This is a genomic window from Streptomyces sp. AC558_RSS880 (genome assembly GCF_019049255.1).
In the GTDB taxonomy this organism is placed as follows: domain Bacteria; phylum Actinomycetota; class Actinomycetes; order Streptomycetales; family Streptomycetaceae; genus Streptomyces.
In genome coordinates, this window is sequence record NZ_JAGMUJ010000115.1 from 7355 (window position 1) to 21006 (window position 13652).

At 72.6% G+C, this 13652-nt stretch carries 14 protein-coding genes and 1 pseudogene; 10 read left to right on the top strand and 5 right to left on the bottom strand.

Features of this window, described 5'->3' with window-relative positions; all coding sequences use genetic code 11:
- The 4 genes and pseudogenes from KUM38_RS28885 to KUM38_RS28900 form a co-directional block, all read left to right on the top strand.
- Window positions 1–240 (top strand): annotated as a pseudogene (locus KUM38_RS28885) (sensor histidine kinase); the annotation flags it as partial.
- Window positions 241–441: 201 nt separating this feature from the next.
- Window positions 442–1101 (top strand): response regulator transcription factor, encoded by a 660-nt coding sequence (locus tag KUM38_RS28890; protein WP_308409088.1) that lies wholly within the window; start codon window positions 442–444, stop codon window positions 1099–1101.
- 132 nt (window positions 1102–1233) lie between these two features.
- Entirely contained in the window at window positions 1234–3162 is a 1929-nt protein-coding gene (locus KUM38_RS28895) for a 2-oxoacid:acceptor oxidoreductase subunit alpha (protein ID WP_217133517.1), read from the top strand.
- Window positions 3155–4213, top strand: coding sequence for a 2-oxoacid:ferredoxin oxidoreductase subunit beta (locus KUM38_RS28900; RefSeq protein WP_217133519.1), 1059 nt, complete (start codon window positions 3155–3157; stop codon window positions 4211–4213). Before KUM38_RS28895 ends, KUM38_RS28900 begins: the two co-directional genes overlap by 8 nt.
- Window positions 4214–4247: 34 nt before the next feature.
- On the opposite strand, the gene KUM38_RS28905 is transcribed toward KUM38_RS28900, so the two are convergent.
- Window positions 4248–4628: a helix-turn-helix domain-containing protein gene (locus KUM38_RS28905; RefSeq protein ID WP_217133520.1), complete on the bottom strand. Its 381-nt coding sequence runs from the start codon at window positions 4626–4628 to the stop codon at window positions 4248–4250.
- A gap of 99 nt (window positions 4629–4727) precedes the next feature.
- Between KUM38_RS28905 and KUM38_RS28910 the strand changes: the two genes are divergently transcribed.
- The 3 genes from KUM38_RS28910 (at window position 4728) to KUM38_RS28920 (ending at window position 7301) form a co-directional block, all read left to right on the top strand.
- Window positions 4728–5582: an SDR family oxidoreductase gene (locus KUM38_RS28910; RefSeq protein WP_217133522.1), complete on the top strand. Its 855-nt coding sequence runs from the start codon at window positions 4728–4730 to the stop codon at window positions 5580–5582.
- A 162-nt stretch (window positions 5583–5744) separates the two neighbouring features.
- Complete coding sequence (gene rarD, locus KUM38_RS28915) at window positions 5745–6782, top strand: EamA family transporter RarD (protein ID WP_217133523.1); 1038 nt, start codon at window positions 5745–5747, stop codon at window positions 6780–6782.
- A 39-nt stretch (window positions 6783–6821) separates the two neighbouring features.
- Window positions 6822–7301 carry a VOC family protein gene (locus KUM38_RS28920; protein WP_217133524.1) on the top strand — a complete coding sequence of 160 codons (480 nt, stop codon included), beginning with the start codon at window positions 6822–6824 and terminating at the stop codon, window positions 7299–7301.
- 27 nt (window positions 7302–7328) lie between these two features.
- Here KUM38_RS28920 and KUM38_RS28925 read toward each other — a convergent pair whose 3' ends face one another.
- A complete protein-coding gene (locus tag KUM38_RS28925) occupies window positions 7329–8552 on the bottom strand; it encodes a tetratricopeptide repeat protein (RefSeq protein ID WP_217133525.1) in 1224 nt (407 codons plus the stop codon).
- Between the two features lie 180 nt (window positions 8553–8732).
- Here KUM38_RS28925 and KUM38_RS28930 point away from each other — a divergent pair, with 180 nt between their 5' ends.
- The 3 genes from KUM38_RS28930 (at window position 8733) to KUM38_RS28940 (ending at window position 11130) form a co-directional block, all read left to right on the top strand.
- A complete protein-coding gene (locus KUM38_RS28930) occupies window positions 8733–9227 on the top strand; it encodes a DUF6668 family protein (RefSeq protein WP_217133526.1) in 495 nt (164 codons plus the stop codon).
- Window positions 9228–9322: 95 nt separating this feature from the next.
- Complete coding sequence (locus KUM38_RS28935; RefSeq protein WP_308409084.1) at window positions 9323–10435, top strand: amidase; 1113 nt, start codon at window positions 9323–9325, stop codon at window positions 10433–10435.
- Window positions 10436–10545: 110 nt separating this feature from the next.
- The gene (locus KUM38_RS28940; RefSeq protein ID WP_217133715.1) at window positions 10546–11130 is read left to right on the top strand and encodes a flavodoxin family protein; all 585 of its coding nucleotides are present in this window, start codon (window positions 10546–10548) and stop codon (window positions 11128–11130) included.
- Window positions 11131–11143: 13 nt separating this feature from the next.
- On the opposite strand, the gene KUM38_RS28945 is transcribed toward KUM38_RS28940, so the two are convergent.
- From KUM38_RS28945 to KUM38_RS28955, 3 genes are read right to left on the bottom strand one after another with little or no spacing between them, the layout of a single operon-like run.
- Window positions 11144–11737 (bottom strand): hypothetical protein, encoded by a 594-nt coding sequence (locus KUM38_RS28945; RefSeq protein ID WP_217133527.1) that lies wholly within the window; start codon window positions 11735–11737, stop codon window positions 11144–11146.
- A 47-nt stretch (window positions 11738–11784) separates the two neighbouring features.
- Window positions 11785–12657, bottom strand: coding sequence for an ABC transporter permease (locus KUM38_RS28950; protein ID WP_217133528.1), 873 nt, complete (start codon window positions 12655–12657; stop codon window positions 11785–11787).
- Entirely contained in the window at window positions 12644–13624 is a 981-nt protein-coding gene (locus KUM38_RS28955; RefSeq protein WP_217133532.1) for an ABC transporter ATP-binding protein, read from the bottom strand. Before KUM38_RS28955 ends, KUM38_RS28950 begins: the two co-directional genes overlap by 14 nt.
- Between the last annotated feature and the right edge of the window lie 28 nt (window positions 13625–13652).

The following is a 13652-nucleotide window of genomic DNA, read 5'->3' on the forward strand; positions in this document are numbered from 1 at the left end:
ATCAGCAAGCACTCGCGGGCGACCTGGGCGGCCGTGGAGGTGTGGCGGACGGAGAACCGGCTGATGCTCCAGGTCGTGGACAACGGCGTGGGCGGGGCCGATGTGTCCGAGGGTTCCGGACTGGCCGGGCTGGCGGAGCGGCTGGACGCGGTGGACGGGATCCTGGTGGTGGACTCCCCGGCCGGCGGCCCGACGCGGGTGACCGCCGAGCTGCCGTGGCGGGCGCAGCGGACACGATGAGGGCGGGCCGGCTTCACTGACGGAACCGGTGGGCGGGTGCGGGCCACGGCCTCGCACCCGCCCACCACGACGACACCCCCCAATCTCGTCGCCCCGCCGCATCCCCCACCGGATGCTGGAATGCTGGACCTGACGACCGGGACCGCCACGAGGGCGGGCGCGGATCAGGGGCATGGGGGGCCGAGGAACGTGGAGGACAGGGTGCGGGTGGTCATCGCCGAGGATTCGGTGCTGCTGCGGGAGGGCCTGACCCGGTTGCTGACCGACCGTGGGCACGAGGTCGTGGCCGGTGTCGGTGACGGTGACGCGCTGATCAAGACCATCACCGAGCTGGACGGGGAGAACCTGCTCCCGGACGTCGTGGTGGCCGACGTACGGATGCCGCCGACGCACACGGACGAGGGGGTGCGGGCCGCGGTGCAGCTGCGCAGGACGCATCCGGGCATCGGTGTGCTGGTGCTGTCGCAGTACGTGGAGGAGCGCTACGCCACGGAGCTGCTCGCCGGTTCCAGCCGTGGCGTCGGTTATCTGCTCAAGGACCGGGTGGCCGAGGTCCGTGAGTTCGTGGACGCGGTGGTGCGGGTGGCCGAGGGCGGTACGGCGCTGGACCCGGAGGTCGTCGCACAGCTGCTGGGGCGCAGCCGTAAGCAGGACGTGCTCGCGGGACTCACCCCGCGTGAGCGGGAGGTCCTGGGGCTGATGGCGGAGGGCCGGACGAACTCGGCGATCGCCAGGCAGCTGGTGGTCAGCGACGGTGCCGTGGAGAAGCACGTCAGCAATATCTTCCTGAAGCTGGGGCTGTCCCCGAGCGACGGCGATCACCGGCGGGTACTGGCCGTTCTCACCTACCTCAACTCCTGAGCGAGGACGTCTCGAAGTCGTGTCCACCATGCGAATGAGCCGAGGAAGGCGACCCTCACGGACGTAGGGTTTATGCGGGGAAGGCCTACGGGAAGGCCGTCCCGGACAGCCGCCTCGAGGAGGTCCAGTTCAGTGACCAGTCAGGTCAGCAGTCCAGCGGAACAGGCCGACGGAGCAGTCGTCGGGGAGCAGCGCACAGCGGCGGGTACGAAGGGCGTCCGCCGGCTCGACCGAGTGATCATCAGGTTCGCGGGGGACTCGGGTGACGGTATGCAGCTCACCGGTGACCGTTTCACCTCGGAGACCGCGTCGTTCGGCAACGACCTCTCCACGCTGCCGAACTTCCCGGCCGAGATCCGCGCGCCCGCCGGCACGCTGCCCGGTGTGTCGTCCTTCCAGCTCCATTTCGCCGACCACGACATCCTCACCCCCGGCGACGCGCCGAACGTGCTGGTGGCGATGAACCCGGCCGCGCTGAAGGCCAACATCGGGGACCTGCCGCGCGGCGCGGAGATCATCGTCAACACGGACGAGTTCACCAAGCGGGCGATGCAGAAGGTCGGCTACGACAGCAGCCCGCTGGAGGACGGCTCGCTGGACGGCTACAGCCTGCACCCGGTGCCGCTGACCACGCTGACCGTGGAAGCGCTCAAGGAGTTCGACCTCACCCGCAAGGAGGCCGAGCGCAGCAAGAACATGTTCGCCCTCGGGCTGCTGAGCTGGATGTACCACCGGCCCACCGAGGGCACGGAGAAGTTCCTGCGGTCGAAGTTCGCCAGGAAGCCCGACATCGCGGCGGCCAACATCGCGGCCTACCGGGCCGGCTGGAACTTCGGCGAGACGACGGAGGACTTCGCGGTCTCCTACGAGGTGGCCCCGGCGACGAAGGCGTTCCCGCCCGGCGTCTACCGGAACATCTCCGGGAACCTGGCCCTGTCCTACGGACTGATCGCCGCGTCCCGCCAGGCGGACCTGCCGCTCTACCTCGGCTCCTACCCGATCACCCCGGCCTCGGACATCCTGCACGAGCTGAGCCGGCACAAGAACTTCGGCGTGCGGACCTTCCAGGCCGAGGACGAGATCGCCGGCATCGGCGCGGCACTGGGGGCGGCTTTCGGCGGTTCGCTCGCGGTCACCACCACCTCCGGTCCCGGCGTGGCCCTGAAGTCCGAGACCATCGGCCTGGCGGTGTCGCTGGAGCTGCCGCTGCTGATCGTGGACATCCAGCGCGGCGGCCCGTCCACCGGCCTGCCGACCAAGACCGAGCAGGCGGACCTGCTCCAGGCCATGTACGGCCGCAACGGCGAGGCGCCGGTCCCGGTGGTCGCACCCCGTACTCCGGCCGACTGCTTCGACGCCGCCCTGGAGGCGGCCCGTATCGCCCTGACCTACCGCACACCCGTCTTCCTCCTCTCCGACGGCTACCTCGCCAACGGCAGCGAGCCCTGGCGCGTACCGGACCTCCAGGAGCTGCCGGACCTGACCGTGCGGTTCGCGCAGGGACCGAACCACGCGCTGGACGACGGCACCGAGGTGTTCTGGCCGTACAAGCGGGATCCGCAGACCCTGGCCCGCCCCTGGGCCGTCCCCGGCACACCGGGTCTGGAGCACCGCATCGGCGGCATCGAGAAGCAGGACGGCACGGGCAACATCTCCTACGACCCCGCCAACCACGACTTCATGGTCCGCACCCGGCAGGCGAAGATCGACGGCATCGACGTACCCGACGTCGAGGTCGACGACCCGGACGGGGCGAAGGCCCTGGTGCTGGGCTGGGGGTCGACCTACGGGCCGATCACGGCCGCCGTGCGCCGTATCCGCAAGGAGGGCGGCCGGATCGCGCAGGCCCACCTGCGCCACCTCAACCCCTTCCCGCACAACCTCGGCGCGGTCCTCGAGAGGTACGACAAGGTGGTGGTCCCCGAGATGAACCTCGGGCAGCTCGCCACCCTCATCCGGGCGAAGTACCTGGTCGACGCCCGCTCGTACAACCAGGTCAACGGCATGCCGTTCAAGGCGGAGCAGCTCGCCACGGCGCTGAAGGAGGCCATCGATGACTGACCCCAACGCCCTTCTCCAGCTGGTGCCCAAGGCCGAGGGCCGGCAGTCCATGAAGGACTTCAAGTCCGACCAGGAGGTGCGCTGGTGCCCCGGCTGCGGCGACTACGCCGTCCTGGCGGCCGTGCAGGGCTTCATGCCCCAGCTCGGCCTGGCGAGGGAGAACATCGTCTTCGTCTCCGGCATCGGCTGCTCCTCCCGCTTCCCGTACTACATGAACACCTACGGGATGCACTCCATCCACGGCCGCGCCCCCGCCATCGCCACCGGCCTGGCCACCTCCCGCCGCGACCTGTCCGTCTGGGTCGTCACCGGCGACGGCGACGCCCTCTCCATCGGCGGCAACCACCTCATCCACGCCCTGCGCCGCAACGTCAACCTCAAGATCCTGCTGTTCAACAACCGGATCTACGGCCTGACCAAGGGCCAGTACAGTCCGACCTCCGAGGTCGGCAAGATCACCAAGTCGACGCCGATGGGATCGCTGGACGCGCCGTTCAACCCGGTGTCGCTGGCGATCGGCGCGGAGGCGTCCTTCGTGGCGCGTACGGTCGACTCCGACCGCAAGCACCTCACCGAGGTGCTGCGCCAGGCCGCCGACCACCCCGGCACGGCGCTGGTGGAGATCTACCAGAACTGCAACATCTTCAACGACGGCGCCTTCGAGGTCCTCAAGGACCGACAGCAGGCCGAGGAGGCGGTGATCCGCCTGGAGCACGGGCAGCCGATCCGCTTCGGCACCGACAACGCCAAGGGCGTCGTGCGCGACCGCGCCACCGGCGACCTGAGGGTCGTCACCGTGACGCCGGAGAACGAGGCCGACGTCCTCGTCCACGACGCCCACGCCGCCTCGCCCACCACGGCGTTCGCGCTGTCCCGGCTCGCGGACCCCAGCACCCTGCACAACACCCCGATCGGCGTCTTCCGCTCCGTCGACCGGCCCGTCTACGACACCCTCATGGCCGACCAGCTCGACACCGCCGTCGAGCAGCGGGGCAAGGGCGACCTCGCCGCCCTGCTCACCGGTGGCGACACCTGGACGGTCGTGGGCTGAATCCCGCCGACGACCGGAACGGGGCCCGGGTGCGCTACGGCGCCCGGGCCTCGTCGTACGCCTGCCGGGCGGCGAGGACGTCGGCCGTGCGCTTCTCGGTCCACAGCGCCAGGTCGCGCACCTGCTCGGCCGCCTCGCGGCCCAGGCCGGTGAGGGAGTAGTCGACGCGGGGCGGGATGACCGGCTTGGCGTCGCGGTGGACCAGGCCGTCGCGCTCCAGGGTCTGGAGGGTCTGGGTGAGCATCTTCTCGCTGACCCTGCCGATCGCCCGGCGCAGTTCGCTGAAGCGGTACGGGCGCTCCAGCAGCTGGATCAGCACCAGCACGCCCCAGCGGCTGGTCACGTGCTCCAGGATCAGCCGGTGCGGGCACATCGCCTCGCCGTCGTTCCACCCGGCACCATCACTTACCGCCATGCCAGTACCTTACTTCAAAGTGGGTACTTTCCAATAGTTAGCGCAACTCCTAGGGTGAGTGACACACCCGCACACGCATCCCCACAGGAGTTCCGCATCATGAGCATCGTCGTCACCGGCGCCACCGGACACCTCGGCCGTCACGTCGTGGACCAGCTGCTGGAGAAGGTTCCGGCCGAGCAGATCACCGCCGTCGTCCGCAGCGCGGAGAAGGCGGCGGACCTCGCCGGGCGCGGCGTCCGGATCGCGGTCGCCGACTACAACGCCCCCGAGACCTTCGACGGGCTGTTCGCGGCCGGTGACAAGGTCCTGCTGATCTCGGGCAACGAGTTCGACAAGGGCCGGGTGGGCCAGCACCGGATCGTCATCGACGCCGCGAAGGCCGCGGGTGTCGCCCTGCTCGCGTACACCAGCGCCCCCGGCTCCCTGACCGCCGCCCTCGCCGACGACCACCGCGGCACCGAGGAGGCGCTGCTGGGCTCGGGCGTGCCGTACACGCTGCTGCGCAACGGCTGGTACCACGAGAACTACACCGAGAACCTCGCTCCGGTGCTCGCCCACGACGCGGTCGTCGCCGCCGCCGGCCAGGGCCGGATCTCCTCCGCCTCGCGGGCCGACTACGCGGCCGCCGCCGTCGCCGTGCTGACCGGCGAGGGGCACGAGAACAAGACGTACGAGCTGGGCGGCGACGAGGCGTGGAGCTTCGCCGAGTACGCGGCCGAGCTGAGCCGGCAGACCGGCAAGGAGATCGTCTACACCCCGGTCACGCCCGAGGCGCTCACCGGCATCCTGGCCGGTGCCGGGGTACCCGAGCCGCTGGCCGCGGTGCTCGCGGGCGTGGACGTCTCGATCGAGAAGGGGGAGCTGGTCGTCGACAGCGGCGATCTGTCCCGGCTGGCCGGCCGCCCGACCACCCCGCTCGCCGAGGCCGTCGCCGCCGCCCTCAAGGGCTGATCCGGAGGATCGCCGAGGCCGCCACCCCCGCCCGTCATGACCGTATGCCGGTACGGACATGACACGCGGGGGTGTCCGGCGTTACCGTCGTCCGGCGAGCACCGCGCGCGTGGGCGGGCATCGCGGGAGACAGGGCACGCGTCGGACACGGAGGAGGGGCCGATGACCGGGAAGCCGGCCGCAGAGCGGCGCACAGGACTGCTGAACGGCTTCGCGGCGTACGGGATGTGGGGGCTCGTCCCGCTGTTCTGGCCCTTGCTCAAGCCCGCCGGAGCGGTGGAGATCCTGGCCCACCGGATGGTCTGGTCACTGTTCTTCGTGGCCGCCGCCCTGCTCCTCATACGCCGCTGGGCCTGGCTCGGGGAGCTGCTGCGGCAGCCGCGCAAACTGGCGCTGATCACGGTCGCCGCGGCGGTCATCACCGTCAACTGGGGCGTCTACATCTGGTCCGTGAACTCCGGGCACGTCGTCGAGGCCTCCCTCGGCTACTTCATCAACCCGCTGGTCACGATCGCGATGGGCGTGCTGCTGCTGAAGGAGCGCCTGCGGCCCGTGCAGTGGGCGGCGGTCGGGGTGGGCGCCGCGGCGGTGCTCGTCCTCACCGTCGGTTACGGCCGGCCGCCGTGGATCTCGCTCTGTCTCGCCTTCTCCTTCGCCACGTACGGACTGGTGAAGAAGAAGGTCAACCTCGGCGGCGTCGAGTCGCTGGCCGCCGAGACCGCGATCCAGTTCCTGCCCGCCCTCGCCTACCTGCTGTGGCTGGGCGCCCGGGGCGATTCCACGTTCGCCGCCGAAGGGGCCGGGCACGCCGCGCTGCTCGCCGCGACCGGGATCGTCACCGCGCTCCCCCTGGTCTGCTTCGGCGCCGCCGCGATCCGCGTGCCGCTGTCCACGCTGGGCCTGCTGCAGTACCTGGCGCCGGTCTTCCAGTTCCTGCTCGGCGTCCTCTACTTCAAGGAGGCCATGCCGCCCGAGCGCTGGGCCGGTTTCGCCCTGGTGTGGCTGGCGCTCACCCTCCTCACCTGGGACGCCCTGCGCACCGCCCGCCGGGCCGCCCGCGCGCTCGCCGGGGCGACCGGGGACAGCGGGACTACCGGGACTACTGGGACTACTGGGGACAGCGTGCCGGCCGCCGTCCCGGTGCGTGCCGGGAGCGCGCCCGCCGCGGCCCGGGCGGACCACATGGAAACCAGGTCGTAGAGCCGGGCGTTGTCAGAGCCGCGTCCTATAACTGATCGCATGACGCAGACACCGACACCGACACCGCCCACGCCCGTGCACTGGAAGGTCGTCATCGACGCGGCCGATCCGCACGCGCAGGCCGACTTCTGGGCCGCCGCCCTGCACTACGTGGTCGAGGACAACAGCGCGCTCATCGGGAAACTGCTGGGTGCGGGCGCCGTCCCGGCCGAGCTGACCGTCGAGTCCCACGGCCGCCGGGCCTGGCGCGACCTGGCGGCGGTACGGCACCCCGACGACCCGTACGAGGAGGAGAGCGGCACCGGCCGTGGACGGCGGCTGCTGTTCCAGCGCGTACCGGAGGAGAAGACGGTCAAGAACCGGCTCCACCTCGACCTGCATCCCGGTGCGGGGCGCCGCGAGGAGGAGCTCGCCCGGCTGGAGGAGCTCGGCGCGCGGGTGCTGCGGCGGGTGGAGGAGCCTTCCGGAGGGTGGCTGCTGATGGCCGATCCGGAAGGCAACGAGTTCTGCCTGCACTAGGGGAACCCCTGGGTGCGGCGGGGCCGCTCAGGTCTGCCGCGTGCGGGCGCGTTCGGTCAGCCGGCCCATGCGGGCGCGGGCGGACTCCAGTTCCTCGATCTCGTCGGCGGCGGGGCCGTTCTCGGCGGTGAGCTCGGTCCACAGGGCGATCAGCTCGTGTCCGAGTTCCAGTCCGAGCAGCGGGTCGCGCACCGCGCGCCATGCGGTCGCCGCGCTGCGGACGTTGCCGTAGGCGGCCTCCGCGTCCCCCGCGCGGCGGCAGATCACGGCGAGGTCGAGGGAGACGCGGAAGGCGTGCAGCGGCTCACCGGCCAGGTAGGCGATGTACGCGGCGAGTTCGCGCAGCCGCAGCACCTCCGGGTGCTCGGGGCCCAGGGTTCCCGAGGCCTCCGTGACGGTCTCCTCGGCCAGCCGGGCCGCCGCGTCGATCCTGCCCGCCCGGACGGCGTCGTTGACCCGGGCCATGGGTTCGGCGAGGTGGCTCTCGCCGACGACGAGGGGTTCGTCACCGAGCACCGCCTCCGCCACGGCGTCGAAACCCCGGGGCGGGGTGGGCTTGGGGTCGGGGTCGAGTACGGGCTCGGGGGGCGGTGCGGTTTCGTGCGCCCGGGGCCGGTCCGTCCCGGGGGAAGGGTGCGGCCTCGCGTCCATGGCCGGGGGCGGACCGAACTCGCCCCTCGGAGGTGCGACCGTGCCGGGCGGCGTGATCTCCGCCGACTCGGGCACGGCGCGCAGCCGGAACGTCGGTACGGCGTCCCGGGGAGCCCCCGGCTCGGGGACGGGGCGCAGTGCGAAGGTGGGGGTGGCGTCCCGTACGGGGTCCGGCCGCGCGGTCGTCTCCGCCGGCGCCTGCGGTTCCGCCACGGGGCGCGGGAAGTGCGCCGGCCGTTCCGTACCGGGCTCCCGCACCGGCTCCCGGTCCTGCGCCGGTGCCGTCGGGGCGGGCCGCGCCGTGAAGTGGCTGGAGCCGTCCGGGTCGACCTGGAGCGGAATGACGTAGCCGAGGCGCTCGTCGTGCACGGTGGCGAGGACGGCGTGACCGGAGGCGATGGCGATGCGGTGGAGGCGGTTCAGCACCGCCTGCTGGATCTCCTCGCCGGGCCCCGCGACCACCGTCACCCCGCCGACCGACGCCCGGCCCGTATCCGCCCCGCCCACGGGGACACGGACGTCGATCGGCGCTGCCGCAAGGTTCGCCGCATGGGCGGCCTGCTGCTGTTCCCGCTTCTTCTCGCGGCTGAGTCGAGACATCGTTCCCTCATTCGGGTCGTACACCTATCGTCGAGTCTGTCCGCTCGCTCGCGCTTCTCACGTCACCGCGTTGTCACAGGCTCGTCCCAACGGCCGTCCGCGCCGGTTTCCCGCCCGTCCGGCGGCATGAGGACCGAGGTGGCGAGCAGGAGAATCGAGGTGACGAGCGGGAGAGGGGACATGGGACAAGGACCGGAGATCTGGATCCGAGGGCCGGTGGCGGTACCGGAGGCGGCCCCGCCGGAGCCCGCCCCCGCGCGGGCGACGGCCCGCCGCTTCTCCTGGGTCGGCCTGCACGGCGGCGCGGGCGTCTCCACGCTCGCCACGGTCTACGGCGGTCATGACAGCGGACGCGCCTGGCCCGGCCCCGCCGGTCCGCGGTCGGTACTGCTCGTCGCCCGGACCCACGCCGCCGGTCTGGACGCCGTGGTCCCGGCCGTGGACATGGTCCGGCGCGGCGAGGCACCGCAGGGGCTGCGGCTGGACGCCGTCGTCCTGGTGGCGGACGCGCCGGGACGGTTGCCGCGTCCCCTCGCCCACCGGCTCCGGAGCGTCGAGTCGGTGATCGACGTGTACCGCGTGCCCTGGGTGAACGAGTGGCGCCTGGGCGACCTGAGCGGCCGGCCGCCCCGCGGGACGGAGCCACTGGCCCGCCTGACGGGCGCGATGCCCTGAGCGGGGAACCGCGGCCGGTCTCGGGCGTCCGTGCGCCGGACGGTCGGGGACACGGCTCTCGTGCGTCCGCCTCGGTCGAGGAGATCGCCTCCGCGGTGCGCGGGAGGCGGCTGCGGGCCGTGGAGGTGGTCGCGGAGGCGCTGGAGCGGATCGAGCGGGCCGATCCGGTGCTGTGCGCGTTCCTCGAGGTGTGGGGCGAGGAGGCGCTGCGGCGGGCGGACGAGGTGGACGCGCGGGTCGCCGCCGGGGAGCGGCTGCCGCTGGCCGGGGTGCCGGTCGCGGTCAAGGGGCGGCACGGGCTGCGTGCGGCGGGGCCGCTGCTCGCGGCCGGCGGTGTCGCCGTGGGGGCCACGTCGGTGCCCGGTCCGGGAACGCCCTGGCAGACCTGGGGGCTCGGGGCGCACGGCCGTACCGTCAACCCGTGGCGGGCGGACCGTACGCCGGGCGGCTCCTCGGCCGGGGCGGCCGTGGCGGTGGCGGCCGGGCTGGTGCCCCTGGCGACGGGCAGCGACGGCGCGGGCTCGGTGCGGATCCCGGCGGCGTGGTGCGGGGTCGTCGGGCTGAAGGTCACGGGCGGCCGGCTCCCCTCGGCCGACCGTACGGGCCTCGCCGCGCCCGGAGTCCTCGCCCGCACGGCCTCGGACGCGGCGGCCTGGTGGCGGGTGGTGTCGGGGCGGCCCACCGCCGACGAGGTCCCGGTCCCCTTTCCCGTCTCCGCCCGCTGGTCCCCCGGCCTCGGCTTCGCCGACCCCGACGCGGAACCCGTCGCCCTGGCCCGGGCGGCGGTCGACCGGCTGGTCGACGCCGGTGTCGTACGGCTCGTACGGCCCTCGTCGCCGCCGGAGCTCCTCGACCCCGCCCCGGCCTGGCTCGCCCTGCGCACCCCCGGTGCCGATCTCGCCGACGCCCACCGCGTCCGGGCGGAGAACGACCGGCGCCTGGACCGCCTGTTCGCGGGCGCCGGGCTGCTGCTCACCCCCACGGCGCCCACCGCACCGCACGGCCACGACGGCCCCGGCGAGGTCTACTCGACCGCGCTCACCTGGGCGTTCAACGTCAGCGGGCACCCCGCGCTGAGCCTCCCGGCCGGGTTCGGCGCCGACGGCTGCCCGGCGGGGCTCCAGCTGGTCGCGCCGCGCGGGCGGGAGGGTCTGCTGCTCGCGGTGGCGCGGGAGGCGGAACGGCACGGGACGACCATCACCGGCTGAGCGACCGGCTCCCCTTCGCCCGGAACCGCGCCACCCCTTTGATATGTAGATGCACGCGCATATGATGCACATGCCTGCAGTTGACGTACGCCGAGCATCCGGAGATGATCATGGCCCGTCGTTTCCTCTTCGTCCTGGGCAGTGCCCGTCCCGACGGAAACACCGAACTGCTGGCCCGCCGGGCCGCCGAACAGCTGCCCCCGGACGTGGAGCAGCGGTGGATCGACCTCGCCGCCCACCCGCTGCCCGACTTCGAGGACCTGCGCCACGACAGCGACCACGTCCGCCCCACGGAGGGCAACGTGGCCCTGCTCCTTGACGCCACCCTCGCGGCGACGGACGTGGTGATCGCCTCGCCGCTGTACTGGTACTCGGTGTCCGCGCAGACCAAGCGCTACCTGGACCACTGGTCGGGCTGGCTGCGCACCCCCGGCCTGGACTTCAAGGCGACCCTGGCGGGGCGCACCCTGTGGGGCGTCACCGCGCTCGCGCACGAGGAGCCGGAGGTCGCCGACCCGCTGGTCGGCACGCTGAACAACTCGGCCGCGTACATGGGGATGCGCTTCGGCGGGGTCCTGCTCGGCAACGGCAGCAAGCCGGGCGACGTGCTGAAGGACACGGAGGCGCTGGCACGGGCCAAGACGTTCTTCGCCCAGGAGACGCCCTTCGCCCGCTTCCCGTACGAGGCCGGCTGACACCGGCGCCGCCTCACCAGCCGAGCTGGGCTTCGCCCAGGACCTCGCTGCCGATGTGGGCGGCGAGCTTCCGGGCGCGCTCGAGATCGCCGTGCTTGGTCACGTGGACGAAGACGGTGTGGTCCTCGGTCCACTTGTCGTCGTACTGCGCCTCGTCGCCGTGGAACACGACCTGGACCCCGTCGTACGCCCAGTGGCCGTACGAGTCCGTCTCCGGGTCGTCCGGCCAGCAGCCGTCCCACCGGACGGAGGCCATGCCCTCGCCCAGTGCGGCCAGGAACCGTTCCTCGACGTCCCCGCGCTCGACGTCCTCACTGAAGACCAGCGGCAGGTGCGTGCGGAGTTCGGCGTCGTCCAGCATCGTCACGTCGAGGTCGAAGAAGAGGGAAGAGCCCGTCGCCGGATCCCTGCGCGGCCGCATGTAGGTGAAGGACGCCCCGGGGACGAGGCCGGCCATCTGCCGCACCTCCCGGACCGTCCGCGTCTCGGCGAAGAGCCAGATCCGGTCGTCGATCTGCTCCAGCAGCGCGCACAGCCGCTCGGCCTGCCGGTACGCCTCGGCCGCGTCGGTGGTCCGCAGGACGGGGTACGCCCGTGAGTTGCCCATGGGCCGAACCCTCACACGCCCCGGCCCGCCCGGGCCAGCGCGTTTCCCTACGCGGTGATGTCCTTCGCCGTGAACCGCGCCCAGGCCGCCGAGCCGAACACGGCCGCGTAGAGGGCCTGGAGGCCGAGGTTCTTCATCAGGTCGTCCCAGTAGACCGGTTCGCGCATCAGGTCGGCGAAGGACAGCCAGTAGTGGGAGAAGAGATAGGGGTGCAGGGCGTGCAGCTGCGGGATCTGGTCGAGGATCTGGACCGTGATCAGCAGCCCGACCGTGGTCGCCATCGCCGCGATGCCGCTGTTGGTCAGCGTGGAGACGAACAGGCCGAGCGCCGCCACCCCGATCAGTGACACGGCGACGACCAGGGCGATGAGCAGGGCTCTGGCCAGTCCCTCGCCGAAGCCGATCCGGGTGCCCGAGATGGTCGTGAGGTCGCCCAGCGGGAACAGCAGCGCGCCGGTGATCAGCGCCGATACGGCGACCACGAGGGTGGCGGCCAGACAGAAGACCATGACCGTCGCGTACTTGGTGAGCAGCAGGCGGCTCCGCCCGGCGGGGGCGACCAGGAGGTAGCGCAGGGTGCCGGCGTTCGCCTCGCCGGCGACGGCGTCGCCCGCGACGACCCCGATCGCCATGGGCAGGAAGAACGGCAGCGTGGCGGCGAGCGCGGTGAAGACCAGGAACAGGCCGTTGTTGGTGATCTGCGAGATGAACGCCGGTCCTCCCCCGCCGCCCCCGCCACCGGCCGACGAGCCGTCGCCGGTCTCGATCCGTACGGCGATGCCGACCAGGACCGGTACGGCGGCCAGCACCCCGAGCAGGGCGAGGGTGCGCCAGCGCCGGAAGGTGGTGAGCAGCTCGCTGCGCAGCAGCCCGAGGGTCCACAACGGGCTCACCCTCCGCACCGTTTCAGCCTGCGACATCGAAGCCCTCCCCGGTCAGCGCCACGAACGCGTCCTCCAGCGAGGCCCGTTCGACCCCGAAGCCGCGCACCCGGACACCGGCGGTGACCAGTGCGGCGTTGACCTCGGCGAGGTCGCGCTCGGGCAGCTCGCCGGTCACCCGCTCCCCGTCCACGACGACATCGGCGACCCCCTGCTCCTTGAGCACCCGGGCCGCGTCCGCCGGGTCCGGTGTGGTCACCACCAGCCGGCCGCGGGCGCCCGCGGCCAGGTCGGCGACCGGACCCTGGGTGATCAGCCGGCCCCGGGCCATCACGGCGGCGTGCGTGCACACCTGCTCGATCTCGTCGAGCAGGTGGGAGGAGAGGAAGACGGTGGTGCCGTCCGAGGCCAGCTCGCGGACGAGCGTGCGGATCTCCCGCATGCCCTGCGGGTCGAGGCCGTTGGTCGGCTCGTCCAGGACGAGCAGCCGGCGCGGCTGGAGCAGGGCGGCCGCGAGGCCGAGGCGCTGCTTCATGCCGAGGGAGTACGCCTTCGCCTTCTTGCCGGCGGCGGCCGTGAGGCCCACCCGGTCCAGGGCGGCGGCGACGCGGGTGCGCCGGGTGCGCGGGTCCGCGGTCGGGTCGGCGGCGTCGTAGCGCAGGAGGTTGTCCCGGCCCGAGAGGAAGCCGTACAGGGCCGGGCCCTCGATGAGGGCGCCGACGTGGGGCAGCACGGCGCGCGCGGAGCGCGGCATGGGGCGCCCCAGGACGTGCGCCGTGCCGGAGGTCGGTTCGATCAGGCCCATCAGCATGCGGATGGTGGTGGTCTTGCCGGAGCCGTTGGGGCCGAGGAAGCCGAAGACGCTGCCCGCCGGGACGGTCAGGTGCAGACCGTCGACGGCGAGCTGTCCGCCGCGGTAGCGCTTGGTGAGCGCGCGGGTGGCGATGACGCCGTCACCCGCATCCGCGCCGTCACCTTCCGGCTTCGTGGCGGACGCCTCGCCCATCGGCTCCCTCGTTCCCTGTCACGTCGTC

Excerpts from the sequence above, each read along its gene's own strand:
- KUM38_RS28900 (WP_217133519.1), top strand. The coding sequence starts at position 3,155 with ATGACTGACCCCAACGCCCTTCTCCAGCTGGTGCCCAAGGCCGAGGGC.
- KUM38_RS28920 (WP_217133524.1), top strand. The coding sequence starts at position 6,822 with ATGACGCAGACACCGACACCGACACCGCCCACGCCCGTGCACTGGAAG.
- KUM38_RS28930 (WP_217133526.1), top strand. The coding sequence starts at position 8,733 with ATGGGACAAGGACCGGAGATCTGGATCCGAGGGCCGGTGGCGGTACCG.
- KUM38_RS28940 (WP_217133715.1), top strand. The coding sequence starts at position 10,546 with ATGGCCCGTCGTTTCCTCTTCGTCCTGGGCAGTGCCCGTCCCGACGGA.
- KUM38_RS28950 (WP_217133528.1), bottom strand. The coding sequence starts at position 12,657 with ATGTCGCAGGCTGAAACGGTGCGGAGGGTGAGCCCGTTGTGGACCCTC.
- KUM38_RS28905 (WP_217133520.1), bottom strand. The coding sequence starts at position 4,628 with ATGGCGGTAAGTGATGGTGCCGGGTGGAACGACGGCGAGGCGATGTGC.
- KUM38_RS28910 (WP_217133522.1), top strand. The coding sequence starts at position 4,728 with ATGAGCATCGTCGTCACCGGCGCCACCGGACACCTCGGCCGTCACGTC.
- rarD (WP_217133523.1), top strand. The coding sequence starts at position 5,745 with ATGACCGGGAAGCCGGCCGCAGAGCGGCGCACAGGACTGCTGAACGGC.
- KUM38_RS28925 (WP_217133525.1), bottom strand. The coding sequence starts at position 8,552 with ATGTCTCGACTCAGCCGCGAGAAGAAGCGGGAACAGCAGCAGGCCGCC.
- KUM38_RS28945 (WP_217133527.1), bottom strand. The coding sequence starts at position 11,737 with ATGGGCAACTCACGGGCGTACCCCGTCCTGCGGACCACCGACGCGGCC.
- KUM38_RS28955 (WP_217133532.1), bottom strand. The coding sequence starts at position 13,624 with ATGGGCGAGGCGTCCGCCACGAAGCCGGAAGGTGACGGCGCGGATGCG.